The 23840-nt window shown below is 36.8% G+C and carries 23 protein-coding genes and 1 riboswitch; of the genes, 9 read left to right on the forward strand and 14 right to left on the reverse strand.

All coding sequences use genetic code 11. The annotated features are described in order from the left end of the window. Positions 1–103: 103 nt before the first annotated feature. From C1634_RS17480 to C1634_RS17505, 6 genes are all read right to left on the reverse strand, one after another. Entirely contained in the window at positions 104–814 is a 711-nt protein-coding gene (locus C1634_RS17480) for a LytR/AlgR family response regulator transcription factor (protein ID WP_103233086.1), read from the reverse strand. Beyond that, the gene (locus C1634_RS17485) at positions 789–1562 is read right to left on the reverse strand and encodes a histidine kinase (protein WP_103233085.1); all 774 of its coding nucleotides are present in this window, start codon (positions 1560–1562) and stop codon (positions 789–791) included. The genes C1634_RS17480 and C1634_RS17485 overlap by 26 nt, the downstream gene beginning before the upstream one ends. 20 nt (positions 1563–1582) lie before the next feature. Then, positions 1583–1954 carry a hypothetical protein gene (locus tag C1634_RS17490; protein ID WP_103233084.1) on the reverse strand — a complete coding sequence of 124 codons (372 nt, stop codon included), beginning with the start codon at positions 1952–1954 and terminating at the stop codon, positions 1583–1585. After that, on the reverse strand, positions 1954–3144 hold the full coding sequence (locus tag C1634_RS17495; RefSeq protein ID WP_103233083.1) for an alanine dehydrogenase: 1191 nt from the start codon (positions 3142–3144) through the stop codon (positions 1954–1956). Before C1634_RS17495 ends, C1634_RS17490 begins: the two co-directional genes overlap by 1 nt. Positions 3145–3211: 67 nt before the next feature. Beyond that, the gene (tsaE, locus tag C1634_RS17500; RefSeq protein ID WP_109738834.1) at positions 3212–3619 is read right to left on the reverse strand and encodes a tRNA (adenosine(37)-N6)-threonylcarbamoyltransferase complex ATPase subunit type 1 TsaE; all 408 of its coding nucleotides are present in this window, start codon (positions 3617–3619) and stop codon (positions 3212–3214) included. Next, a complete protein-coding gene (locus tag C1634_RS17505; RefSeq protein ID WP_109738835.1) occupies positions 3619–4224 on the reverse strand; it encodes a transglycosylase domain-containing protein in 606 nt (201 codons plus the stop codon). The genes tsaE and C1634_RS17505 overlap by 1 nt, the downstream gene beginning before the upstream one ends. A 126-nt stretch (positions 4225–4350) precedes the next feature. Between C1634_RS17505 and dnaG the strand changes: the two genes are divergently transcribed. Next, positions 4351–6336, forward strand: a complete 1986-nt coding sequence (gene dnaG / locus C1634_RS17510) for a DNA primase (protein ID WP_103234034.1) — start codon at positions 4351–4353, stop codon at positions 6334–6336. Between the two features lie 112 nt (positions 6337–6448). Further along, a complete protein-coding gene (gene clpP, locus C1634_RS17515; protein ID WP_027373257.1) occupies positions 6449–7135 on the forward strand; it encodes an ATP-dependent Clp endopeptidase proteolytic subunit ClpP in 687 nt (228 codons plus the stop codon). A 296-nt stretch (positions 7136–7431) separates the two neighbouring features. Here clpP and C1634_RS17520 read toward each other — a convergent pair whose 3' ends face one another. Then, positions 7432–8205 (reverse strand): GLPGLI family protein, encoded by a 774-nt coding sequence (locus C1634_RS17520; protein WP_103234033.1) that lies wholly within the window; start codon positions 8203–8205, stop codon positions 7432–7434. A gap of 70 nt (positions 8206–8275) precedes the next feature. After that, on the reverse strand, positions 8276–8560 hold the full coding sequence (locus C1634_RS17525) for a hypothetical protein (protein ID WP_103234032.1): 285 nt from the start codon (positions 8558–8560) through the stop codon (positions 8276–8278). A gap of 391 nt (positions 8561–8951) precedes the next feature. After that, positions 8952–9144, reverse strand: a riboswitch (cobalamin riboswitch). A gap of 235 nt (positions 9145–9379) precedes the next feature. Between C1634_RS17525 and C1634_RS17530 the strand changes: the two genes are divergently transcribed. After that, positions 9380–10648, forward strand: a complete 1269-nt coding sequence (locus tag C1634_RS17530; protein WP_103234031.1) for an esterase-like activity of phytase family protein — start codon at positions 9380–9382, stop codon at positions 10646–10648. A 95-nt stretch (positions 10649–10743) separates the two neighbouring features. On the opposite strand, the gene tpiA is transcribed toward C1634_RS17530, so the two are convergent. The 6 genes from tpiA to C1634_RS17560 form a co-directional block, all read right to left on the reverse strand. After that, on the reverse strand, positions 10744–11502 hold the full coding sequence (gene tpiA / locus C1634_RS17535) for a triose-phosphate isomerase (RefSeq protein ID WP_103234030.1): 759 nt from the start codon (positions 11500–11502) through the stop codon (positions 10744–10746). Between the two features lie 134 nt (positions 11503–11636). Beyond that, on the reverse strand, positions 11637–12014 hold the full coding sequence (locus C1634_RS17540) for a GxxExxY protein (RefSeq protein WP_103234029.1): 378 nt from the start codon (positions 12012–12014) through the stop codon (positions 11637–11639). Positions 12015–12053: 39 nt separating this feature from the next. Beyond that, positions 12054–14180 carry a S9 family peptidase gene (locus tag C1634_RS17545; protein WP_103234028.1) on the reverse strand — a complete coding sequence of 709 codons (2127 nt, stop codon included), beginning with the start codon at positions 14178–14180 and terminating at the stop codon, positions 12054–12056. Positions 14181–14208: 28 nt separating this feature from the next. Next, positions 14209–14556: a tellurite resistance TerB family protein gene (locus C1634_RS17550; protein WP_103234027.1), complete on the reverse strand. Its 348-nt coding sequence runs from the start codon at positions 14554–14556 to the stop codon at positions 14209–14211. A 126-nt stretch (positions 14557–14682) separates the two neighbouring features. Then, on the reverse strand, positions 14683–15792 hold the full coding sequence (locus tag C1634_RS17555; RefSeq protein ID WP_109738836.1) for a BT_3928 family protein: 1110 nt from the start codon (positions 15790–15792) through the stop codon (positions 14683–14685). Position 15793: 1 nt separating this feature from the next. After that, positions 15794–16360 carry a DUF1599 domain-containing protein gene (locus tag C1634_RS17560; RefSeq protein ID WP_103234244.1) on the reverse strand — a complete coding sequence of 189 codons (567 nt, stop codon included), beginning with the start codon at positions 16358–16360 and terminating at the stop codon, positions 15794–15796. Positions 16361–16749: 389 nt separating this feature from the next. Here C1634_RS17560 and folP point away from each other — a divergent pair, with 389 nt between their 5' ends. The 6 genes from folP to ilvC all read left to right on the forward strand — a co-directional run bounded on the left by folP (position 16750) and on the right by ilvC (position 23836). Then, the gene (gene folP, locus C1634_RS17565) at positions 16750–17616 is read left to right on the forward strand and encodes a dihydropteroate synthase (RefSeq protein WP_103234243.1); all 867 of its coding nucleotides are present in this window, start codon (positions 16750–16752) and stop codon (positions 17614–17616) included. Positions 17617–17984: 368 nt separating this feature from the next. Beyond that, positions 17985–18857, forward strand: a complete 873-nt coding sequence (gene ilvE / locus C1634_RS17570) for a branched-chain-amino-acid transaminase (protein ID WP_109738837.1) — start codon at positions 17985–17987, stop codon at positions 18855–18857. Positions 18858–19036: 179 nt separating this feature from the next. After that, on the forward strand, positions 19037–20719 hold the full coding sequence (gene ilvD / locus C1634_RS17575; RefSeq protein ID WP_103234246.1) for a dihydroxy-acid dehydratase: 1683 nt from the start codon (positions 19037–19039) through the stop codon (positions 20717–20719). A 6-nt stretch (positions 20720–20725) separates the two neighbouring features. Next, a complete protein-coding gene (ilvB, locus tag C1634_RS17580; RefSeq protein WP_103234241.1) occupies positions 20726–22450 on the forward strand; it encodes a biosynthetic-type acetolactate synthase large subunit in 1725 nt (574 codons plus the stop codon). Between the two features lie 11 nt (positions 22451–22461). Continuing rightward, positions 22462–22743, forward strand: coding sequence for an ACT domain-containing protein (locus tag C1634_RS17585; RefSeq protein WP_103234240.1), 282 nt, complete (start codon positions 22462–22464; stop codon positions 22741–22743). 46 nt (positions 22744–22789) lie between these two features. Further along, positions 22790–23836 carry a ketol-acid reductoisomerase gene (ilvC, locus tag C1634_RS17590; RefSeq protein ID WP_103234239.1) on the forward strand — a complete coding sequence of 349 codons (1047 nt, stop codon included), beginning with the start codon at positions 22790–22792 and terminating at the stop codon, positions 23834–23836. The last annotated feature ends 4 nt before the right edge of the window (positions 23837–23840 follow it).

The following is a 23840-nucleotide window of genomic DNA, read 5'->3' on the forward strand; positions in this document are numbered from 1 at the left end:
TCAATTAATTCTATGCAAAATTAAACAGATTGAATACTGAAAAAGGGGAGTTGTAATGAAGCGTGGATATTCTGTAACGAAACCCGAAAGATTTGAAGAAGGTCTATTTTCCGAATAGCTCCATCAGAGAATTTTTGTAGGCATCTCCAATCTGAAGCTTCAAAAAATTATGATCCTCCGTAGGAATCGTGGTGATAATTTCGTTGGTTGAAAATACCTTAATGGAAGACAGAGCAATGATCTCTTTTTTGTTGACCTGTGCAAAATCTTTGGTTGGAAGCATTTCCAGAAGGTTTTTAAAATTCAGGTTTTTTAAAACAATTGTGGTTCCATCACTCAGGATGATATCTTTATCCCTGCTGTCTATCTCAGAGGTTTTGATATAAGAAATCTGTTCTGTGAATATGACTGTTTTTCCGATATTGGTATTCCATTCGATAAAAGCTTTTTTAGGAGTGTCTTCCACCAGTTCTTTAGCTTTTTCAAAGGCTTGAATCAACCTTTCTTTTTTAATAGGTTTTCTTACGTAATCTACCACATTCAGGTCGAAAGCTTCAGCGGCATATTCCTTATAAGCCGTGGTAAAGATTATTTTTTTTGAGCCTGAAATAATCTCAGCTACCTGAAGTCCCGTCATTCCGGGCATTTCAATATCCAGAATACACAGATTACAGTCGATGTTGTCTATTTCGTTCAGGAAAATTTTAGGATCATTAAATGCCTTTACGACTTCTACATTGTCGATCTGCTCGCATAGAAGTTTTAAATAACTGATGGCCAGTAATTCATCATCCAGAATAACGCATTTTATCATAGAATTCTCCTAAATTGATTTTTAATTCCGCTGTAAAGACTCCGTTTTTCGAACTTTTTTCCAGCTGGTAATAAGTACTGTAGATCATTTTAAGTCTTTGATCAAAAGACTGGCTTCCAAAACCGCTTTTCTCCTTTTCCAGAATATTTTTTAAAGAAGCTTTATTGCTTACTTTCATGGTGAAAATACCATCTTCAAGCTCCATATAAATGGAAATGAAAGAATCCTGAGCTAGGAAATCTGTATGTTTGAAGGCATTTTCAATAAGATCCACAGAGATCAGCGGAGCAAATACCTTTTCTTCATAGAGAGAGTCAGACTTGTTGATCCTGGATTTGATTCTGAAATCGAAAAGGGGATTGATTTTAATTTTATTAATCTCAATAAGGCTTAAAGCAAAATTAAGCTCCTCTTTAGGGCTCACATACTTATTATTGCTTTCATATAAAATATAATCCAGCACATTTGCCAGTTTATCCAGAGACATATACGTCTGATAGGCATGAGACTGAACCGAATTGAGAATGTTTTTAAACAAATGCGGATTCAGCTTTGTACCGATATGTTCCAAACGGACTTCGTTCAGACGCTGCTCAATAAGTTTATTGGTTTCCGATAATTTGGTGTTTTTCTGATTCAGCTTCTGATTCTGGCTGAAGAGATAAATACTTACGGTAAGAAACAGGAAAATGGCAAAAACTCCGACGAATATCAGATAATCATGAATCATGTAGTAATTGCCACCCATAGAATCTTGGTTATTAAAAACTATTTAAGTTTCTTAAGACCGTTTACCGTTACTTCTTCTTCACATTTTTCAAAAGAGACCTCGTAAGAAGGATTTTTTTCAGGATAGGTCAAAATATAGTTTGGACACGGTTTTTTCTGTGCCTGGCTGCGGTCAAAATCTACTTTTCCGTTGGTAATGATGCTGTCTTTTACAAATTTCTCATCAATCTTGTAGGTAGTCATTGCGCTTTTAACCTCTTCAGAATATTTGAATTCCTTGGAGAGGGTTTCAGCAATAACACGGCTGTTGGGTAAATAACCACTGCAGCTTGCCCCTTTTTTGTTTAAAATAAAAAATACGAGCAAAAGCCCAGGCAAAAAGCCTATTACGAAGAATTTCAGTTTTTTCATTAGAAAATTAAAAGATTGATATCATGGTACGTAAGTCCGAAACGGTCGCAGATGATCTTTTTGGTATGTCTTCCTTTATACATATATAAACTCTGCTTCATTTCGTTTTTGCGGATCAGCATATTTTCAAAGCCGCCCTCTTCATCATAATTTAAAATATAGGAAAGGAAGAAATTCGAGATTGCCTTGGTAGTAGTTCTCGGCATTCTTGAGGTAAGGTTCGGAAGTCCGCAGTGGATGACACCATGCTTGATGATATAAGGATCTTCCATAGTGGTCAGCTCTGAAGTTTCAATAACTTTACCATTATCTATGGTGATATCGATGATCACACTGCCTTTTTTCATTTTCATGACCATATCTTCAGTAACGATAGGGGTCATATTCAATCTTGGAAGTGCTCCTATGACAACGTCAGCACGTCTTAAACTTTTGCTGAGTTCTTTAGGATCAATGATGGAAGTCGGGACACGGCTGTCAACAATCGTATGAAGTCTTCTCAGCTTCGACAATGAGTTGTCGAAAACCTTTACACTGGCTCCCAGACCTATGGCTGCTTTCGTGGCGAATTCACCTACAATCCCAGCTCCAAGAATCACTACCTCAGCAGGTCTTACTCCTGTGATCCCTCCGAGCATTAAGCCGTTTGATAAGGCTAATAATTCTGAAGCATATAAAATAGAAACAGTTCCTGCAATTTCACCTACTAATCTTACCAAAGCCAGCTGTTTGTATTCATCAACGATGAATTCGAAAGCAATGGCGTTTATTTTTTTCTCAGCAAGCTTTAAGAAATAGTCCTTGTCTCTTAAGTTGATCTGAAGTGCCGAAACCAGATAAGTATTCGGTTTCATATACTCTATTTCGTCTTCCGTAGGAGGGTTAACCTTAAGGATAAGATCCTGCCCGAAAGCTTCTTTTGGATCAGTGGTGATCTTCGCTCCAGATTCAGAGTATTGTAAATCTGTAAAAAAAGAACCTTGTCCGGCCCCAGCTTCAATAATGATCTCATGGCCGTGCTCTACCAACACCTGTACGGCGTCAGGAGTAATGCAGGTTCTCCTTTCGTTGAGACAGGTTTCTTTAGGAATTCCAATACTGAATTGTTTTCCTTTTTTTATCACCTCCAATTTTTCCTCTTTCGGCATCAATTCTTCTTCTGTGAAAGGAGTAAAAATATTTGTACTCATCCTTAAATTAAATTATGTCTTACAGATTGTTATTTACACTCAATTAATGAGCAAAGATACATAATATTTAATCGAATGAAACTTCTCTGTTTTCACCCGTATTCACAATACTCATTGTGTGGTAGTTGAGCCCGTAAAGTTCCTCTTCATAGACTTCCGGCCACTCGATGATACACAGAAAAGAGTTGTCCAGATATTCTTCAATTCCGATATCATAGACTTCTTCAATGTTTTTTAAGCGGTAAAGATCAAAGTGATACACTTTTCCTTTTTCTGTATTGTATTCATTAACAATAGAGTAAGTAGGAGAGTTGACTTCATCCTTGCTGCCCATATTTTTAAGCAAAAATTGGGTGAACGTAGTTTTCCCGGCTCCCAGATTTCCTTTTAATAAAAAAATATTATGTTTTAATTGAGGAATGATGCTGTCAACAACTTCCTGCCAGTCTTCAATTGTATTGATTGTATAATTCATTATTTCTTTAAATTTTTAGAATATAAGTTGTAAAAATATTCTGTCCTGTTTTTTGCTCTTTCAGGATTTCTGTAACGATTGTTTTTAATTGGATTTTCGTATAAAGCTAATATTTCAGCTATCTCTATTGGCTGTAAGTCTTTAACTTCTTTATTAAATAATGATTTGGACAAATTTTCAATCCCTTTTCTATTTTCTAAAAAGTCAAAATTACGGAAATTAAAATTTAAGCAATCTTTCTGGCTGTAAGAATGTTCGATATATCTTGCTATAAGAAATTGATCAAAAGAAGATTTATTTTGATATTCTAATCTAGGAAAAATATTATAGGCCATCTGATTACAAGGACATTCTTTTCTTTGAGAATTAGGATTCATGATAGCATTTCCTAGAAAAATCCAAGAATTTTGGAATAAAGAGTTGGGATAAACAATATTATAAGAGGTATTGAAATTTTCTGGTAGTTTATTACTGCTTCTAACACACCATGTAATAAATCTTTTATCGGTTGTATTTAAAATATATCTGCCACCTAATTCTACATATAAGACAAATAAAAAGACAACAAGAATTATAAATAACAAGATTTTTTTTAGATACTTCATAAGACAAATTATTGTTCAAAAATAATCAATGAATGTGATTTATAAATAAAATGTTAGCATAATCAAAAATTTAACCTCTACCTTCTAATATCTAAAATTTCTATAAAAATTACTTAATTTTACAGCATGATTTCTAAGCAGACCATTGATAAAATATTCTCCACGATCCGCGTTGAAGAGATTGTGGGTGAATATGTGCAGTTGAAAAGAGCAGGGTCTAACTTTAAAGGACTCAGTCCTTTTCATGAAGAAAAGTCTCCCAGTTTTGTCGTTTCACCAAGCAAACAGATCTGGAAGGATTTTTCAACAGGAAAAGGAGGAACAGCAATCTCTTTCCTTATGGAGATTGAAAATTTTACTTATCCTGAAGCGCTTCGCCACGCTGCCAAGAAGTATGGTATTGAAGTAGAAGAAGATCTGCGTGAAATTTCTGAGGAAGCAAAAAATGCCCAGACAGAAAAAGATATTTTATATAAGATCCACGAAGTAGCGAATACCTATTTCCAGGAGATCTTGTGGGATGATAAAGAAGGCAGAAGCATAGGGCTTTCTTATTTTAAAGAGAGAGAACTTAAGGATGATATTATCAATAAATTCCAGCTGGGGTATTCTCCTGAAAAAAAGAATGCTTTTACTGCTTATGCTCTGGAAAAAGGATATACCAAAGAAATTCTTGAGAAATCAGGACTTTCTATTTTCCCGGAAAACACACCGGGAGGAGTAGACCGTTTCAGGGATAGAGTGATCTTTCCGATTCACAGTTTTTCAGGGAGAGTTTTAGGTTTTGGAGCCAGGATTCTTAAGAGTAATGTCAAAACAGCAAAATATCTCAATTCGCCGGAAACGGAGATTTACCATAAATCCAATGTCCTTTATGGATTAAACCAGAGTAAGCAGTCCATTTCAAGGAAGAATGTCTGTCTTTTGGTGGAAGGATATATGGACGTGATCTCTCTTCATATGTCCGGAATTGAAAATGTAGTGGCCAGTTCGGGAACTTCTTTGACTACCGAGCAGATCAAACTGATTAAAAGGCTTACGGAAAATGTAACCATTCTTTTTGATGGTGATAATGCCGGTATTAAAGCCAGCTTCCGAAGTATAGACATGCTTTTGACTGAAGGAATGAATATCCGTGTATTGCTTTTCCCTGATGGAGATGACCCGGATTCTTTCGCCAGAAAACATCCTCAGGAATACGTTGAAAAGTATATCGAAAATGAAGCGATGGACTTCATCGACTTTAAAGCGGAAATCCTGTTGAGAGATGTAGGAAATGATCCTATTAAAAAGGCTGAAGCAATAAGGGATATCGTGAAATCGGTTTCTTTTGTACAGAATGCACTGAAAAGGGAAGTCTACCTTAAGGAAGTATCCAATAAATTCGGACTTTCTGAGCAGAGTCTTTTCAATGAGCTAGGGGTTCAGAAGCAGATCACACAGAATCAGACTCACCATGTGCAGCAGCAACAGAAGGAAAATGTTGCTCCTAAGATGGAGATTGTTCCTTTGGATAAGGAAAAAGAAGATCCTTTTTTGTTCGATGTATTGTTTATGGAGAATAAACTTGTTGAACACATGCTGGCATTTGGGGATATTGTTCTGAAGCGTAGAAATGAACAGGGTGAAGAATATCAGATTACAGTAATTGAGGAAATTCTTCATCATTTTGAAGAAGAGCAGTATGCATTTTTAGTCAAAGGAAATGAAATCATTATCACTCAAGTGAGGGAAGGAATCCAGAAAGACGAGCTCAGAAGTGGAAACTTTTTTGTATCTTTTATGGATGAAGAGATCACTACAAAGGTTGTAGATGCTTTGATTCCGTTGGATGATCTTGAAAACTGGGCTTCCAGAAATATCTATCCACCCAATTACGGAGATAAAGTGGCAGATCAGATCCAGGGAGATGTTTTATTGCACAAATACAGATATATTGATTATTTAATCACAGAAACGGCAAAAGAACTGGATCAGTACAGCAGTACGGATGAAGGAAAATATTATGAACTGATAAAAAAAATCACCTTACTGAAACAGGCTTCAATGCGATTGAGTAATATTATTGAATATTCACCTATCAAAGGGATTTATGTAGATCGAAAGAGATAGTTTAAAGTCAGTTTTTTTTTGATATTCTGTGACAAAAAGTCCTATAAAATTTTAGGAATAAATATTGTAATTTAAACTTCAGGAATATTTAAAAATAATACATAATAAAAATATGGACATTAAAAAAGAATTCAGAGATTTCTCTGTAAAGCACTTAGGAAACAACGGTTTGGTTACCGATCAGTATATGGGAATGTATGGCCCAACGAATCTTACACCGTACATCATGGAAGAAAGAAGATTAAACGTTGCTCAGATGGACGTTTTCTCCCGTTTGATGATGGACAGAATTATCTTCCTGGGAACAGGTATTGATGATCAGGTAGCAAACATCGTTACGGCACAGCTTTTATTCTTAGAAAGTGCAGACCCATCAAAAGATATTCAGATCTATATCAACTCCCCTGGTGGAAGTGTATATGCTGGTTTAGGTATTTATGATACGATGCAGATCATCAAGCCAGATGTAGCGACAATCTGTACAGGTATGGCTGCTTCTATGGGAGCTGTATTATTGGTTGCCGGAGAAAAAGGAAAACGTTCTGCGCTTAAGCACTCAAGAGTAATGATTCACCAGCCTTCAGGAGGTGCTCAGGGAGTAGCTTCAGATATGGAGATCAACTTGAGAGAGATGCTGAAATTGAAGCAGGAGCTTTATGAAATCATCGGTCACCACTCAGGACAAACTTACGAGTGGGTAGAGAAATCTTCTGACAGAGATTACTGGATGACTTCTGAAGAAGCTAAAGGTTATGGAATGGTAGATGAGGTTCTACAAAGATCTACAGAGAAAAAATAATTGATTGTAAAATCATAAGAAACCGCACCAATCTGGTGCGGTTTTTTGTTGGATTTATAACTTGATGACTTATTTTATTACTAGATGCTTTGATTTCTGCGGAATGACAAACTTTGTGGTCTTTGAAAACTAGCATAAATAGTTGATTATCAGATATAAATACGCATTGTTTTAATCATTGAAATAATATAAATAATTAAAAATAAAGTACTTATATCGGTTTTTTAACACATGAAAAATAAAAAATCGGAAGAAAAAAAACTTCCGACTATGACTACCCAATAGGTGCTTTTATTTTATTCAGATGGTTTATCTTCCCATTCATACTTTTGCTCTACAGAAAACCTTTGATTTGTAGTCACTTTGGCTTTATAGTTTTTTGGCAAAGCATCAGTAACCTTAGCAAAAATTTTATTCATATGAGCTTCTTTTGCTGCAACATAATCCTTTAAACTAATTTTTTCCTTTTTTAAAAATTGAGGTTTAAAAGCAATAGTTGTTTTATCATTTACGTCTACCGACTCAGCTTTCCATATATCATAATCTTTATTATCTACTCTAATATCAAGAATTAATCCGGGAAGCCCATAAAATTTGAACGGCCCCGCAGAGTAGGGCAAATCTTTAGTAAAATAAGCTGTTACCTTTGAGCCTCTAAACATTGTTGTTGCTTTTTGACATTTGTAGCCAGCTATTGTTTTGGTTTCTTTTTCGTCAATATTCCATTTTAGTTGTGGAACTTTGTCATAAATAAAAAATTCTCTACTATCTACATTAGAAGTGAAAAAGAAGTTTTTTTCCGCTTCATTGTTTTTATCTAAATCAGAAACAAAGTATTGTTTTGCTGGTTTCTTACCATTATCTAAATTAACACCCAAAGTCCAAGAGTCTGTTAATTTATTATTAATTATAATTGAATCTTGGATTGACAACACTTGATTATTTTTTATATACAAGTCTTCGTGTGTTGTTGTGAAAGAGGATAATACTCTTAGATATTTTACATGGACTTGTTGAGCGAAATAAAACCCACAAATTAAAATTGAGGATAATAAAAGTATCTTTTTCATAAATTATCTTTTTAAAATCAGAACCCTTTCAACATCTGCTGAAAGGGTTAGAAGCATTAAATCAACTTAATTAGCTTAGCCAGAAACCAGCTGCCCATAAAGCTACTTTAACTCCAGTTTGGAAGTTTTGGCAACTCTGTAAATCGGGTTGATCTGATGTTATTGTTTCTTGTCCTACTACTTGGCCACCAGACCAATAAGTAACAACAACACCACACTCTTGATATGCAACAGTTTTTTGCACGGTTGTAGCTTCAGTGCTTTCAACAGTTTTGATCACTTTTCCAGTGTCATTGCCTTTAGCGTTAACAAGTCCAGCTACACCAAAGGCAGCTAATAAAATTACTTTTTTCATAATAATCTGTTTTTTAATGTTAGTTATTGTTTTTAAAAACTCATTTCAAAAATATTAAAATAAATTAAACGACAAAGGATTATTTTTTTATGTTAAGTTACTTTGTTCTAGTTACTTTTGTATATTTAAAAATAAAGATTGTAACTTTATTATGGAAATCCGTATTGTAATTAAGAAAGATTTTTTCACGAGTATTTCAATGGCATTGAAATAAAAAAACATCCATCAGGATGCTTTTATTGTATCTTTGTATTATTCAAAAATTAAGACGTTTGGAATTCGCGATTATGCATACAAAGCAGTAAGAAAAAAAGATAGATTTTTCTCATGATATAATTTAATTAAAGTTTTATTCCCGAAACTTATCTCCAGAGGAAAACAATTCTTTCTCTGAATCCCGTATCTTAAGGCAGGTCTCCTGGCTCACATCTTACAGCTCCCTTCCCGGATTTTCAGATCCAGTGGATATTTTGTGCGATAAGTTTAAACAGTTTACAGTTGCGGGTAGAGCCCAAGATTTGAATGTTATTCTCACTTGATTCCCTATTAATGAACATCGTTCAGCCTTAAAAAACGCTGCAAATATATCATATAAATAGGCGAGTCCGTTTTGTGAATTATCTTTTTTTAGGTATTCTTAAAAAGTTGATTTCCATATTAATTAATGATTGGGTTGAATCATTAGTGTTTTATTTTAAAATTCATTATTTTTCTGTTTATATTCAATTCATTTTAAGGTTCTATTGTTAAAACACAATTATCATTATATTCAAGATCAGTTTATAATCAATTTATACTTTCGCAGCCATAAAAGTGAATATGAAAAAATTACTATTGTCTGTTGTAGTGCTGGCAGTATTAGCTTCATGTAAAAGTGATGATGATACCTCAATGATTAATCAGGATATTAATTATTCCAAACTCCCTCAGGAGTTTCCATTTACCAAATTGGCTACGATAAACGGAGTAGATGTTATCAATGGTGGATTTGGCTCCGGAGCTGCGGCTCACCCTACGAGAAAAGGTGAATTTTATGTCATTACAGACAGGGGACCCAACACGGATTTCCAGAATGGGAAAAAATTCTTAACCCCTAACTTTACGCCTACCATTATGCATTTTAAAATCAATGCTGATGGAAATGTAGAGGTGATCAAATATATTAAGCTTAAAAATCCATCAGGACAGCCTATTACAGGGTTACCAAACCCTGTAGGAATGGGAAGTACAGGAGAAATAGCCTACGATGCTTCCGGAAATGTTCTGGGTACGGATACATATGGCCTGGACAGTGAAAGTATTGTTGCTGCGGCTGACGGTACATTCTGGGTTTCTGATGAATATGGTCCGCATATCGTGCATTACAGCGCAGATGGAGTGGAAATGGAAAGAATAAGCCCGATAGGTGTAAATACAGGAACAAGAAAATTACCTGCTGTTTTGGCCAAAAGAAGGGCTAACAGAGGTATGGAAGGACTTGCTATGACCCCGGACGGAAGAACATTGGTAGGAACAATACAGTCGATGATGTATGTACCGAGCAAAGCATTGGCAACCAATACTAGCTTAACAAGAATTGTCACATTTGATACTGTTACAGGGCAGACCAAGCAGTTTTTATACAAACAGGATGGAGGCGCTTCTGACTCGGTTTGTGATATTACAGCATTAAGTAACAATGAATTCTTAGTAATCGAAAGAGATGGAAATTTCGGATCTCAGGGAGGGCTTAAAAAGGTATACAGAATCAATCTGAGCAATGCCAGCGATGTAAACGGAGCTGATATCAATGCTGTAGACGGGATGAAAGTGAACGGAAAAGCTTTAGAACAGTGCTCATGGGATGAGATAACGAATGCAGGCATAAAGACTGTCACCAAAACATTAGCAGTGGATCTGGTTGCAAAATTGGGTTATGAACATGATAAATTTGAGGGAATTGTTTATTTAGGAAACAATAAACTGGCTGTTTTCAATGATGATGACTTTGGAGTAGTAGACGATGGAAATGGAAACCCCAAAGCTAAAATTCTTCCTAAAACAGGGAAGGTAGACAAAGGAACGATGTATGTAGTCGATATTCAATAATTAGATTTTTTTAATAAAACGGCGGCATCGAAGATGCCGCCGTTTTTATCTATGAATTAGGAATAAGCTTTAGCCGAAACCTACTATTTTCAATATTAATTAAAACCTTCAATAATCTTAGAGAAATCCTCCAATTTCAAAGCAGCACCTCCAATCAGACCTCCGTCGATGTCAGGCTGAGAGAAAATTTCTTTTGCATTATCAGGCTTTACAGACCCTCCATAAAGGATAGATACTTCGTCAGCAACTTCCTGTCCATATTTTGAAGCAATAATGTTTCTGATGTGAGCATGGATTTCCTGAGCCTGCTCCGGACTTGCTGTTTCTCCTGTTCCAATAGCCCAAACCGGTTCGTAAGCGATCACTACTTTTTTGATCTCCTCAGCAGAAAGCGTGAAAAGAGCAACTTCAGTTTGATTTTTTACGACTTCAAGGTGTTGACCTGCTTTTCTTTGGTCAAGAGTTTCTCCGTTACAATAAACAGGAATTAGACCTTTATCAAGAGCTAATTTGATTTTTCTGTTACAGTGAGAATCTGTTTCTCCGTGGTACTGTCTTCTTTCAGAATGTCCGATCAATGATCCGGTTGCATCAATAGACTCTAACATATCTGCAGAAATTTCCCCTGTGTAAGCACCGCTTTCATGCTCGCTCATATCCTGAGAGAATACGCCGATTTCATCCTTTTCAAAGATGTCTTTCGCCATCATTAAATATAAAGACGGTGGAGCGATCCAAACCTCACAGTTGGTAGCATTGTTGTTTTTATAGCTTAGTAACTGAATCATCAATTGTTGTGCATCAATTACATTTTTGTTCATTTTCCAGTTTCCTGCAACTATTTTTCTTCTCATAAGATTTAAATATAGATTTATTTATTTTTAATTTTTTCTCTAATGAATCTGCGTTATCTGCAAAATCAGCGAGACTCTTTTTTTATTCTCGCAGATTTGTTTGATTTAGCAGATTAATTTAACCTAATTACGTATTATAAGTTGTTTACAACTCTCTTAATATTGTCTAAAATATTAGAAGTATTAAAATTTATAAGCAGTCCCAATTTTCTATCAGATAATTTTAAATAAGTATATAATTGTTTATAATGAACGTTATCTAACTCTTTTATTGACTTTAGTTCTAAAATAACTTTATCTTCTACTAAAATGTCAATTTTAAAATTAATATCAAATTTTTTATTGTCATAATATACCGGAAGTACTACTTCAGATTTTACATTTAAACCATTTTCTTCTAGTTCGTAAATCAGTATTTTTTGATATACGGATTCAAGTAAACCAGGGCCTAACTGATTATATACATTGAAAACACATTTACGAACGATGTATGAAATTTCATTTTCTGTCATTATATAAATCTGCGTTATCTGCAAAATCAGCGAGATTTCCTACTTAGTAATTCCTTCCAGTTTAAACATAAATGCATACACCAAAGCAATATCCTTCAGATAGTCAAATCTTCCGGAAGCGCCACCATGACCGTATGCCATATCCGTTTTTAATAATAATACATTTTTATCCGTTTTCATATCCCTAAGTTTGGCTACCCACTTAGCAGGCTCAAAATATTGCACCTGAGAATCGTGGAGACCTGTTGTTACCAATAGATTAGGGTAGCTTTTCTTCTCTATATTTTCATATGGAGAATAAGATTTCATGTAGAAATAAGCTTCCTTGTTATTTGGATTTCCCCATTCGTCATACTCATTGGTAGTCAGTGGAATACTGGTATCCAACATGGTGTTCACAACGTCTACGAATGGTACCTGTGAAATGATTCCGTTCCAAAGACTCGGGCTCATATTGGCTACTGCTCCCATTAGAAGACCTCCGGCACTCCCTCCCTGAGCATACAGATGTTTTGGAGAAGTATATTTTTCTTTCACCAGATATTCTCCGGAATCAACGAAGTCGGTAAATGTATTTTTCTTTTTCATCATTTTTCCGTCTTCATACCATTGTCTTCCCATTTCCTGACCTCCGCGGATATGAGTAATAGCATAGGCGAAACCTCTGTCCAAAAGACTCAGCCTGTTGCTGTTGAAAGTAGCATCCATCGAGCTTCCGTAAGAACCGTAAGCATAGAGTAGAAGCGGGCTGTTTCCGTCTTTTTTAAATCCTTTTTTATAAACAATGGAAATCGGAATTTTCGTCCCGTCTTTTGCTGTGGCAAAAAGCCTTTCTGTAGTATAATTGTCTTTATTATAGCCACCCAGAACTTCCTGTTGTTTTAAAAGAGTTCTTTTACCTGTTTTTAAATCCTGCTCATACTGAGAATTTGGAGTAATCATAGAAGTGTATCCAAAACGGAAATTATCCGTGTTGTATTCAGGATTGTCCAGTGAAGAAACAGTATAGGCAGCTTCGTCAAATTTCAGAAACTCCTTTTTTCCAGTTTTTCTGTCATAGATGACCAGTTGGGAAAGTCCGTTCTGCCTTTCGCTGAAAACCAGATAATTTTTAAAGGAAGTTATCCCTTGCATCAAAACATCTTTTCTGTGAGGAATAAAATCTTTCCAGTTTTCAACCCCTGTTTTATCTAAAGGAGTTTCTACAATTTTAAAATTGAGAGCATCTTTATTGGTTCTGATCAGAAATTTATCTTCTAATGGCGTAATGCTATACAGCACATTCTTCATTCTGGGTTGGAAAACATTGAATGTCCCATCAGGCTGATCAGCGTTCAGATATCTTGTTTCTGATGAAGTGGTAGACCCTGAGTGGATCAGAACAAATTTTTCATTCTTAGATTTATAGACGGAAATAAAGTTGGTTTTATCTTTCTCTTCATACACCGTTACATCTTTACTGGAATCTGTTCCCAGCGTATGCTTTTTGATCTTTTCAGATAAAAGGGTCGTAGGATTATTTTCCGTATAGAAAATGGTTTTATTATCATTGGCCCATGTTGCAGAACCTCCTGTATTTTTTATTTCCAGATCTGTAACTTTTCCTGTACCAAGATCTTTTAAAAATAACTTATACTGTCTTCTGGAAACATCATCCACACCAAATACCATCTTTGTATTATCAGGACTGATACTGAAACCTGAAGCGGCATAATAGGAATGACCTTCAGCCATCTTATCTACATCCATAAGAATTTCTTCCGGAGCGGTAAGACTGCCCTTTTTTCTACAGTACTTAAAGTATTGTTTTCCTGCTTCTGTACGGCTGTAATAGTAATATCCATTCCTAAAAACAGGCACAGACTCATCTTTCTCCTTGATTCTGGCTTTCATTTCCTGGAAAAGCTTTTCTCTGAAAGGTTCTGTATCCTTCATCATGCCCTCCCAATAGGTGTTTTCGGCCTTTAAATAATCAACAACCTTGGTAGAATCTTTTCCTTTTTTAAAATAATCAATCATCCAGTAATAGGGATCATTGACCTTATCACCATGTATTTCCCTGATATGCTCCTGTTTGTCTGCAACAGGCGTCTTCATATCCGGAAATTTCTGAGATTGAAATGTTGATGCACTCATTACTAATAGTCCTAGATAAATTTTTTTCATGGTATTTTGTTTTGGATCAGAGTTGATGCTATAATCCCCAAAGGTTTTTCAGCAAAACGTAGAATGTGTGCTCTTCTTCGGTTACTTTGTTGTCTGCTTTGATCAGTGATTTTGCAAACTGAACAAATTTTACACGCTCATCTGCTGTAGAATCTTCATGGAAACATCTTGCATGGAACTCAAAATGGTCTTTCCATTCCTCAGGCTGCAAAAGAGCCAGTGTTTCAAGTTCATTGTCAAGATTCATTCTGAACGGAAATTCATCCGCCATATATTGCTGCACCAGCATTCCTTCTTCAGGAGCAAACTCTCCGTCTACAGAAGAAAGTATCATTAATAAGTGATAGCCAGCGATTGATTTATTTGATTTTTGCATGTGTTGTGGTATGTTTAAGTTTAGTGTTTAAATTTGATAATTGATAATTGATAATTGATAATTGATAATTGATAATTGATCTACAATTATTTCTCATAGAGACTTCTTTTCTTCTATCATTTATAATTAGTTAACGTAGTCTTTTGCAGGTTGTTTGTCTACAATTTTTCCTTTTTCAAGGATCAATACAAACGGGTTGCTTCTCGCTATTGTTTTGATGGCAGTTCCGTCCATTAGTACATTCTTGATTGTTTTAAAAGTATTGGGCTCTGTAGAAACTCCATAGATAAGAGCTCCTTTCTGAGCATTTACCTTCGCTTCCACTTTCTGAAGCAGATCAGCAGGGATCTCTTTGGGGTGGTAAGAGAAAACCAAAACAGCTTTTGGAGCATTAATGATCTCATTAGTAACCTCCATTCCCGTAGGATCTTCAATCTTCAGTTTTACAATTTCAGATTTATAACCTTCTTTGATCAATACAGATTCGTTTTTCCCATCCTCAATTTTCCATGGAGAACCTTCTGCCCAGTATTCTGTTTTTTTGATATAATCATCCTGATTTACTTTTACAACGGCTCCCGTTTTCTGATTTTTCAGAGAGTAGAAAGTCTTGTATTCAGAAGGGTTCTTCTCGATTTTTACTTTTTCACTTTTAATATCTGTACCAATTTTATAATCACGGAAATCAATGATCGGTTCATGCATAATTCCTTGTGCCATAACGTAAATCATGCCCAGAGAAAACACACCTAAAAGAATATATTTAAAAGTGTTGGAAGGCTCTTTCTGAGTAACGGCATACTCATCTTTTTTACGGAATTCTTTTCTATACATGATGAATAGAATAATCAGTCCTACAAGAAGGACAACATCCTTAATGAAACTTTGCCAAGGCGTAAATTTGATCGCATCCCCAAAACATCCACAGTCTGTTACGACATTGAAATAAGCGGAATAAAAGGTAAGGAATCCAAAGAAAATACAAAGGGCAATTAATATGGATAAGGTAAATTTAAGCTTTAATTTAAGCAGCAGCATAAATCCTAAGAAAAGCTCCAGTACCACTACTATAACTGAAAATAGCAGTGCAAACTTTTCTAAAAATGGCATATTAAAAACAGGAGGAGCAAAATATTCTTCCATTTTGAAAGAAAAACCTACAAGATCCACGGCTTTCACAAAGCCTGAAAGGATAAAAATAACAGCGATAATAAAGCGTAATAAACCTTTGAGCATATTAAATATTTTTGGGTTCGAATTGATTTTCTTTTTCCGAGAATTTGATCAGGCAGAAGACAGCATAGTTCAGCATATCGAAATAGTTCGCGTCAAGCCCTTCAGAGACGATAGTTTTTCCCTGGTTGTCCTCAATCTGTTTTGTTCTTAATACTTTTTGATAAATAAGATCCGTAATCGAAGAGATTCTCATATCTCTCCATGCCTCACCATAATCATGGTTTTTTCTTTCCATTAAAGCCTTCGCTTCATGGGCGTATTGGTCATACAGACCTAAAATTTCTTCTTTATTTTCATTGAAGTCATTGGAAAGACCTTTCTCAAGCTGAATAAGTCCAATGATAGAGTAGTTCACAATGGCAATAAATTCATCTTCCTCACTCTCATCTACCATTTTTTTATCAGTCATCTGAAGCGTACGAATCCTGTTGACTTTGATGTAAATCTGGTCTGTAATGGAACTCGGTCTTAGTACCCTCCATGCAGCCCCGTAATCCTGTAGTTTTTTACCGAAAAGATCACGACACTGACTGATAACTTTCTCGAACTGTACTGATGTTTTTAGCATAAAATTTCTTAATCTTCCAAATATACGAATTCGGTTTTAGATTTTTGAATTTGAAGAGCTGAGTTTGTGAGTCAGAGGGTTTGAGGGTGGGTGAGTTTGAGTGTTTCGGATTCGTGATGCAGGGGTTGGGTTTCGAGTTGTTGGGTTTTAGAGTTGGAGAGTAAGAGGGTTTTAGGGGTAGAGAGTGTTTGAGGTAAGAGTTTCAAGATTCGATTTACCGAGTTTTGGGATTTGAGAGTGTGCATGTAGTTTCCAACCTCCAGCTTCTAGCTTCCAGCCTATAATTTCTAATTTCTTCTCATTAAAAACACATAAATCACTAATTTTGCACTACAAAATTATTTATCAACTATCATTTATTAATTCTCATCCCCCTGTAATAAACTCCCATGCTTTCCAACCCTCCAACGATCCAACGCTCCAACGCTCCAACCTATTCAATCAACTGCAACGGCCGATTGGTACAACTAGACACTCCAAAGATCATGGGAATCCTGAATCTGACCCCGGATTCTTTCTCTGACGGAGGGAAATTCAATAATGAAAAATCAGCTTTGTCACATGCCGAAAAACTCTTGAAAGAAGGAGCTGAAATACTGGATATTGGACCTCAGTCTACACGTCCTAATGCAGAATTTTTGAGTGCTGAAGAAGAAATCGACAGGATCGGAAATCTCATTTCTCTGATCAAAAAAGAATTTCCGGAAGCCCTGATTTCCCTTGATACTTTTTATGCGGAAACAGTGAGATTTGGATTTAATGAAGGAATAGATCTGATCAATGATATTTCAGGAGGGCAGTATGATGCAGAAATGTTTGATACAGCTGCCGAAACGAAGCTTCCGTACATCCTGATGCATGTAAATCCTTCTTACCAAACCATGCACGATAAAATAAAATTCGAAGATATAACGCTGGATGTGAACCAATATTTTTCCAAAAAAACGAAAGAACTTCTAGAAAAAGGCGTGAATGATATCATCCTTGATCCCGGTTTTGGTTTCGGAAAAACAGTAGAAGACCAAATGAAAATGATCCACGAAGTTGAATATCTCGGATTGGGAAAATTTCCTCTTTTAATAGGCATTTCCAGGAAGTCATTTATCTATAAACCACTTGGGAAATCGCCTCTGGATATCAATGAAGAAACTCAGAAACTTCATATGAAAGTGTTGGAGCAGGGCGCAAAAATTTTAAGGGTTCATGATGTGGCTGAAGCAAAGGAAACGCTTACCCATTTTTTACGAAAAAAATAAAAAGTGTGAAAAAAACTTGTGAGTATTTAAAAAGTTTATACATTTGCAGTATGAATTTTACGAATCAGAAAAATATTATTGTCATTTCTATTATTGCTGTTGTCATTAACAACAGTAGGGAAACGGCATTTTAAATAGATTTTAATTTAAATTATATATAGGCCGTTTCATATTTGAAACGGCTTTTTTTTGTTTTAATTTTTTATAGTACAAGAGTATGTATCAGTTATTATCAGTAATTATTATCGTCATTATTATTCCCTTGCGTCTGTGAGAAGGAAACTATATGACTGTACATATATGGAGCCCTCTCACAGCGTGAGAGGGCTTTTTTTATTCCCTTTTTTAATTTTTTAAACTTCTATAACATGTATTACAACGACGACACGGTCATCTATTTTGATGGAAAATTTTTGAAGGCAAAGGAAGCCGGAACAGATCTTTATGGGCAATCCCTTCACTACGGTTACTCTGTTTTTGAAGGAATCAAATCCTACAGTACAGATCAGGGAACCCAAATTTTCAAAGCAAAAGAACACTACGAAAGACTGAAAAGATCAGCAGAACTGATGCATATTCCCTTTGATTATTCCGCAGAGCAGCTTACAGAATTGACGTATGAACTTCTGGAACGTAACGGATTTACAGATGCTTATATCCGTCCGTTGGTCACATGTTCTCCCAATATGTCACTTTCAAAAGGACAAAAATCTTACCTGTCGCTTCTTGCCTGGGAATGGAACAACGGATACCTGGCAGATAAAATGAAAATCATGACTTCCCCTTTTCAGCGCCCGAATCCTAAAGCTTTTAAGGTTGAAGCCAAAGTAGGTGGACATTATGTGAATTCGATCCTTGCCTGTCAGGATGCCAAAGACAAAGGCTATGATGAAGCATTGGTTTTGGATGAGAACGGAAATGTTGCCGAGAGCTCTGGTGCCAATGTTTTCTACGAAAAAGATGGAGTCCTATTCACGCCGGGCAAAGGAAGCATCCTTCCGGGAATTACAAGACAGACGGTTTTTGAAATCTGTGAGGAGCTTGATATTCCGGTTAAAGAATCCTTTTTCAAACCTGAAGAAATGAGAGGAGCAGATGCCGGTTTTTTCTGTGGTACCGCTGCAGAAATTGTTGCGCTGGATTCGCTCGATGATGTCCCTTTTACCAGAGACTGGGAAGATACAGCAAGTGGGAGAGTACAGCGGGCTTATTTGAAAAGGGTAAGAGTTCTGTCATTGTAAATTTTTAGAATTTAAATATCTAATTATCAAATAAATACATCTGTTTTTTAAATGATTGGATATTGTAGTTTTTAGGAAATTTAGAAATGAAAGAAATATTACAAGCTGTAGTTTTGGCTGAAAATTAAATAAAAAAAATCGCTTTAAGCAGATGAGAAGAAAAGAAAATGAAGAATAATATGCTAAATAAATATTCAAAAACGTTCACACAAAACAGTGAACAGCCCGCTGCCAAAGCAATGTTGTACGGGATAGGTTTTACAGAAGAAGATATGCACAAGGCTCAGATCGGGATTGCCAGCATGGGATACGATGGAAATACCTGTAATATGCACCTCAACGATCTTGCCAGGGAGGTAAAAAAAGGAACCTGGAATAATGGGTTGGCCGGATTGATTTTCAATACCATTGGTGTAAGTGACGGAATGAGCAACGGAACAGATGGGATGCGCTATTCACTGGTAAGCCGAGATGTAATTGCAGACAGTATTGAAGCCATCTGCGGAGCACAATACTACGACGGATTGATCGCATTACCGGGCTGTGACAAAAATATGCCGGGAACTATTATCGCAATGGGAAGGTTAGACAGACCCTCTATCATGGTGTATGGAGGAACTATTGCTCCCGGTTGTTATAAAGGAGAACAGCTCAATATCGTTTCGGCTTTCGAAGCTTTAGGGCAAAAAATTGCCGGTGAAATCACAGAAGAAGACTTTGATGGGGTGATAAAAAATTCTTGCCCGGGAGCAGGAGCATGTGGAGGAATGTACACGGCAAATACTATGGCATCTGCGATAGAGGCATTAGGAATGAGCCTTCCATATTCCTCTTCCAATCCTGCTTTAAGCCAGGAAAAACAAAACGAATGTCATGAAGCCGGAAAATATATTAAAATATTATTGGAAAAAGACATTAAGCCTTCTGATATCATGACCAGGAAAGCTTTTGAAAATGCCCTTCGTATGATTGTTATTTTGGGAGGAAGTACCAATGCGGTTTTACATTTTATAGCCATGGCAAAAAGTGTCGGAGTGCCTCTCACCCAGGATGATTTTCAGAAGATGAGCGATTGTACGCCTGTATTGGCCGATCTTAAACCAAGCGGGAAATACCTGATGCAGGATTTGTATGAGCACGGAGGAATACCGTCGGTAATGAAATATTTGCTGGAAGAAGGTTTACTTCATGGAGACTGCCTTACCGTTACCGGAAAAACACTCGCTGAGAATCTTAAAGATGTTCCGAATCTGGATTTTAATACACAGAAAATCATAAGACCTCTGTCAGCACCCATAAAAGCTACCGGACACCTGAGAATATTGTATGGAAACCTTGCTGAAAAAGGAAGCGTGGCAAAAATTACAGGAAAAGAAGGAGAACGTTTTGTGGGAAAAGCCCGTGTATTTGATGGAGAAAAAAATCTGATCAGAGGAATTCAGGATGGAACCGTACAGCATGGTGATGTCATCGTCATTCGTCATGAAGGTCCCAAAGGAGCTCCCGGAATGCCGGAAATGCTGAAACCTACCAGTGCTTTGATTGGAGCAGGTCTGGGGAAAAGTGTTGCCTTGATTACAGATGGAAGATTTAGTGGCGGAACCCATGGTTTTGTAGTAGGACATATTACTCCGGAAGCTCACGAAGGAGGATTGATCGCCTTTGTAAACGATAATGACCTGATTGAAATAGATGCCGTAAACAACACCATACAGCTCAAAGTTTCAGAAGAAGAAATTGAAAGAAGAAAGGAAGGGTGGCAAAAACCCCCTCTTAAAGTACAGAAAGGACTGCTTTTTAAATATGCATTAACGGTATCATCAGCGGCAGAAGGCTGCGTAACGGACGAAATCACTCAATAAAAGTATATGGAAAACCTGAATTTATCAACAGAAATACAACTTACCGGAAGCCGGATCATTTTGGAGGCATTTCTTCAGGAAGGAGTAAAAACCGTTTTCGGATATCCGGGGGGAGCTATTATTCCAATTTATGATGCCCTTTACGACTACAAGGAATCATTGGAACATATTCTGGTGCGTCATGAACAGGCTGCGGTACATGCTGCGCAAGGTCTTGCAAGAGTATCTGGAGAAGTAGGGGTTGTATTGGCAACCAGTGGGCCCGGAGCAACCAATCTTGTCACAGGATTAGCAGATGCTCTGTTGGATAATACCCCTTTGGTATGCGTTACAGGACAGGTTTTTGAACACCTTCTCGGAACCGATGCCTTTCAGGAAATAGATGTAATGAACGTCACAAGCCCGGTTACCAAATGGAATTACCAGGTGACTGATGCCAATGAGCTTCCCGAAGTACTGGCAAAAGCATTTTATATTGCAAAATCAGGCCGTCCAGGCCCTGTACTGATTGATGTCACCAAAAATGCCCAGCTGCAGTCTGTTGATTATAAAGGATATTCTCCATGTCAATCATTGAGAAGCTATAAACCGGATCCCAATCTATGTTTTGAAAGTATTGAAAAAGCGGCGGAACTGATCAATAATGCAGAGAAACCATTTATCATAGCAGGACAGGGAATTATGTTGGGGAAAGCTGAAAAAGAATTTTTAGCGTTTGCTGAAAAATCAGGAATCCCGGTGGCATGGACGGTTTTGGGAATGAGTGCTATACCTACCGATCACCCTCAGGCTGTAGGGATGGTAGGAATGCATGGAAATTATGGACCGAATATATTAACCAACGAATGCGATGTTCTGATCGCTGTCGGAATGCGTTTCGATGACCGGGTGACCGGAAGACTGGATCAGTATGCGAAACAGGCAAAGATCATTCACCTGGATATTGATAAAGCAGAGATCAATAAAAATGTAAAAGCCGATGTTCCGATTCTTGGAAACTGCAAACAGACGATTCCTCTTCTTACAGGATGGATTTCAAAAAGAGAGCATCCGGAATGGCATGAAAGATTTAAAAAATGTTATGAAATTGAAAGTATCAACCTGATCAATACGGAGCTTTATCCTGAGGAAGGAGAAATTACAATGGGAGAAGTTATCCGCTACCTGAATGAGATGACAGCAGGAGAAGCAATCATTGTAACAGATGTAGGACAGCATCAGATGGCAACATGCCGCTACTCTATATTTAAGCATTCCCGAACCAATGTCACGAGTGGCGGATTGGGAACCATGGGATTTTGTCTTCCCGCAGCAATCGGAGCATCATATGCAGGGACCAATCGCCCTGTTATAGCGGTTATGGGAGATGGAGGAGCCCAAATGAATATTCAGGAATTGGGAACCATTATGCAGTATCATCCGGAAGTTAAAATTCTAATTCTTAATAACTGCTACCTGGGAATGGTAAGACAGTGGCAGGAACTGTTTCACGAAGAAAGATATTCCTCAGTGGATATTCAAAGTCCTGACTTTGTTCAGGTAGCAAAAGGATATCATATTCCTGGAAACAAAGTTTCTGAGAGAGAAGATTTGAAGTTGGCCCTTCGTGAAATGCTTGATCACAGCGGAGCTTTTCTTCTTGAGGTCATGACAGGAAAAGAACACAATGTATTTCCAATGATTCCTCAAGGGAAAAGTGTTTCAGAGATTGTACTGAATAATAAATTTTAAAGAATAAAAAGATGAAAACAGATCATAAAGAATATACCATTACCGCGTATACAGAAGACTATTTAGGATTGATCAGCCGGATTAATGCTATTTTTTCGAGAAGGAGAATTTCTATGTTGACTTTCAACGTGGGACCTTCCGAAATAGAAAAAGTAAAAAAGTTTGTCATTGTGATCAGAGAAACAGAAGATTCTGTTCAGAAGATCAGCAGGCAAATGGAAAAACAGGTAGACGTTCTGGAGGTACATTATCACAGAACCCCATATCTGACCGCAATAGAATATGCGAGTTAAGCAAAAAATTAAACATCATAATCAGTAATAAATAAAATCAAAAAAAATGGCAAAATTGAATTTTGGAGGAGTAGAGGAGAACGTAGTAACAAGAAACGAATTTCCGTTGGAAAAAGCTCAGGAAGTATTAAAAAATGAAGTTGTAGCAGTAATTGGATATGGAGTACAGGGACCAGGGCAGGCTTTGAATCAGAAAGATAACGGAATTAATGTCATTGTAGGGCAGAGAAAAAACTCCAAATCGTGGGATAAAGCAGTAGCAGACGGATTTGTACCGGGAGAAACGTTATTTGAAATCGAAGAAGCGTTAGAAAAAGGAACTATTATCTGCTATCTTTTGAGTGATGCTGCCCAGATTGAATATTGGCCAAAAGTAAAACAGCATCTTACTGCTGGAAAAGCTTTGTATTTTTCTCATGGTTTCGGAATTACTTTCAGCGAACGTACAGGAATTGTTCCTCCCACCGATGTAGATGTATTTCTGGTAGCGCCAAAAGGTTCAGGAACATCATTGAGAAGAATGTTTCTACAAGACAGAGGTCTGAACAGCAGTTTTGCCGTATATCAGGATGCAACAGGAAAAGCCAGAGAAAGAGTAACGGCAATGGGGATCGCGATAGGAAGCGGATATCTTTTTGAAACAGATTTTAAAAAAGAAGTATACAGTGACCTTGCAGGAGAACGTGGAACATTGATGGGAGCCGTACAGGGAATATTTGCCGCTCAGTATGATGTATTGAGAAAAAACGGACACAGTCCTTCTGAAGCTTTTAATGAAACCGTAGAAGAATTGACCCAGTCATTAATGCCATTGGTCGCAGAAAACGGAATGGACTGGATGTATGCCAACTGCAGTACCACTGCCCAGAGAGGCGCTTTGGATTGGTGGAAACGTTTCAGGGATGCAACTTCTCCTTTATTTGAAGAATTGTATGACAATGTAGCCAAAGGAAATGAAGCACAACGTTCTATCGACAGCAACAGCAAGCCGGATTATCGTGAAAAATTAGAAGTAGAGCTTACTGAATTAAGAGAAAGCGAAATGTGGAAGGCCGGTAAGACGGTACGAAGCCTGAGACCCGAAAACAATTAATAAC

It is taken from the genome of Chryseobacterium viscerum (genome assembly GCF_002899945.2).
Lineage (GTDB): Bacteria > Bacteroidota > Bacteroidia > Flavobacteriales > Weeksellaceae > Chryseobacterium > Chryseobacterium viscerum.

Excerpts from the sequence above, each read along its gene's own strand:
- C1634_RS17480 (WP_103233086.1), bottom strand. The coding sequence starts at position 814 with ATGATAAAATGCGTTATTCTGGATGATGAATTACTGGCCATCAGTTAT.
- C1634_RS17485 (WP_103233085.1), bottom strand. The coding sequence starts at position 1,562 with ATGGGTGGCAATTACTACATGATTCATGATTATCTGATATTCGTCGGA.
- C1634_RS17490 (WP_103233084.1), bottom strand. The coding sequence starts at position 1,954 with ATGAAAAAACTGAAATTCTTCGTAATAGGCTTTTTGCCTGGGCTTTTG.
- C1634_RS17495 (WP_103233083.1), bottom strand. The coding sequence starts at position 3,144 with ATGAGTACAAATATTTTTACTCCTTTCACAGAAGAAGAATTGATGCCG.
- tsaE (WP_109738834.1), bottom strand. The coding sequence starts at position 3,619 with ATGAATTATACAATCAATACAATTGAAGACTGGCAGGAAGTTGTTGAC.
- C1634_RS17505 (WP_109738835.1), bottom strand. The coding sequence starts at position 4,224 with ATGAAGTATCTAAAAAAAATCTTGTTATTTATAATTCTTGTTGTCTTT.
- dnaG (WP_103234034.1), top strand. The coding sequence starts at position 4,351 with ATGATTTCTAAGCAGACCATTGATAAAATATTCTCCACGATCCGCGTT.
- clpP (WP_027373257.1), top strand. The coding sequence starts at position 6,449 with ATGGACATTAAAAAAGAATTCAGAGATTTCTCTGTAAAGCACTTAGGA.
- C1634_RS17520 (WP_103234033.1), bottom strand. The coding sequence starts at position 8,205 with ATGAAAAAGATACTTTTATTATCCTCAATTTTAATTTGTGGGTTTTAT.
- C1634_RS17525 (WP_103234032.1), bottom strand. The coding sequence starts at position 8,560 with ATGAAAAAAGTAATTTTATTAGCTGCCTTTGGTGTAGCTGGACTTGTT.
- C1634_RS17530 (WP_103234031.1), top strand. The coding sequence starts at position 9,380 with ATGAAAAAATTACTATTGTCTGTTGTAGTGCTGGCAGTATTAGCTTCA.
- tpiA (WP_103234030.1), bottom strand. The coding sequence starts at position 11,502 with ATGAGAAGAAAAATAGTTGCAGGAAACTGGAAAATGAACAAAAATGTA.
- C1634_RS17540 (WP_103234029.1), bottom strand. The coding sequence starts at position 12,014 with ATGACAGAAAATGAAATTTCATACATCGTTCGTAAATGTGTTTTCAAT.
- C1634_RS17545 (WP_103234028.1), bottom strand. The coding sequence starts at position 14,180 with ATGAAAAAAATTTATCTAGGACTATTAGTAATGAGTGCATCAACATTT.
- C1634_RS17550 (WP_103234027.1), bottom strand. The coding sequence starts at position 14,556 with ATGCAAAAATCAAATAAATCAATCGCTGGCTATCACTTATTAATGATA.
- C1634_RS17555 (WP_109738836.1), bottom strand. The coding sequence starts at position 15,792 with ATGCTCAAAGGTTTATTACGCTTTATTATCGCTGTTATTTTTATCCTT.
- C1634_RS17560 (WP_103234244.1), bottom strand. The coding sequence starts at position 16,360 with ATGCTAAAAACATCAGTACAGTTCGAGAAAGTTATCAGTCAGTGTCGT.
- folP (WP_103234243.1), top strand. The coding sequence starts at position 16,750 with ATGCTTTCCAACCCTCCAACGATCCAACGCTCCAACGCTCCAACCTAT.
- ilvE (WP_109738837.1), top strand. The coding sequence starts at position 17,985 with ATGTATTACAACGACGACACGGTCATCTATTTTGATGGAAAATTTTTG.
- ilvD (WP_103234246.1), top strand. The coding sequence starts at position 19,037 with ATGCTAAATAAATATTCAAAAACGTTCACACAAAACAGTGAACAGCCC.
- ilvB (WP_103234241.1), top strand. The coding sequence starts at position 20,726 with ATGGAAAACCTGAATTTATCAACAGAAATACAACTTACCGGAAGCCGG.
- C1634_RS17585 (WP_103234240.1), top strand. The coding sequence starts at position 22,462 with ATGAAAACAGATCATAAAGAATATACCATTACCGCGTATACAGAAGAC.
- ilvC (WP_103234239.1), top strand. The coding sequence starts at position 22,790 with ATGGCAAAATTGAATTTTGGAGGAGTAGAGGAGAACGTAGTAACAAGA.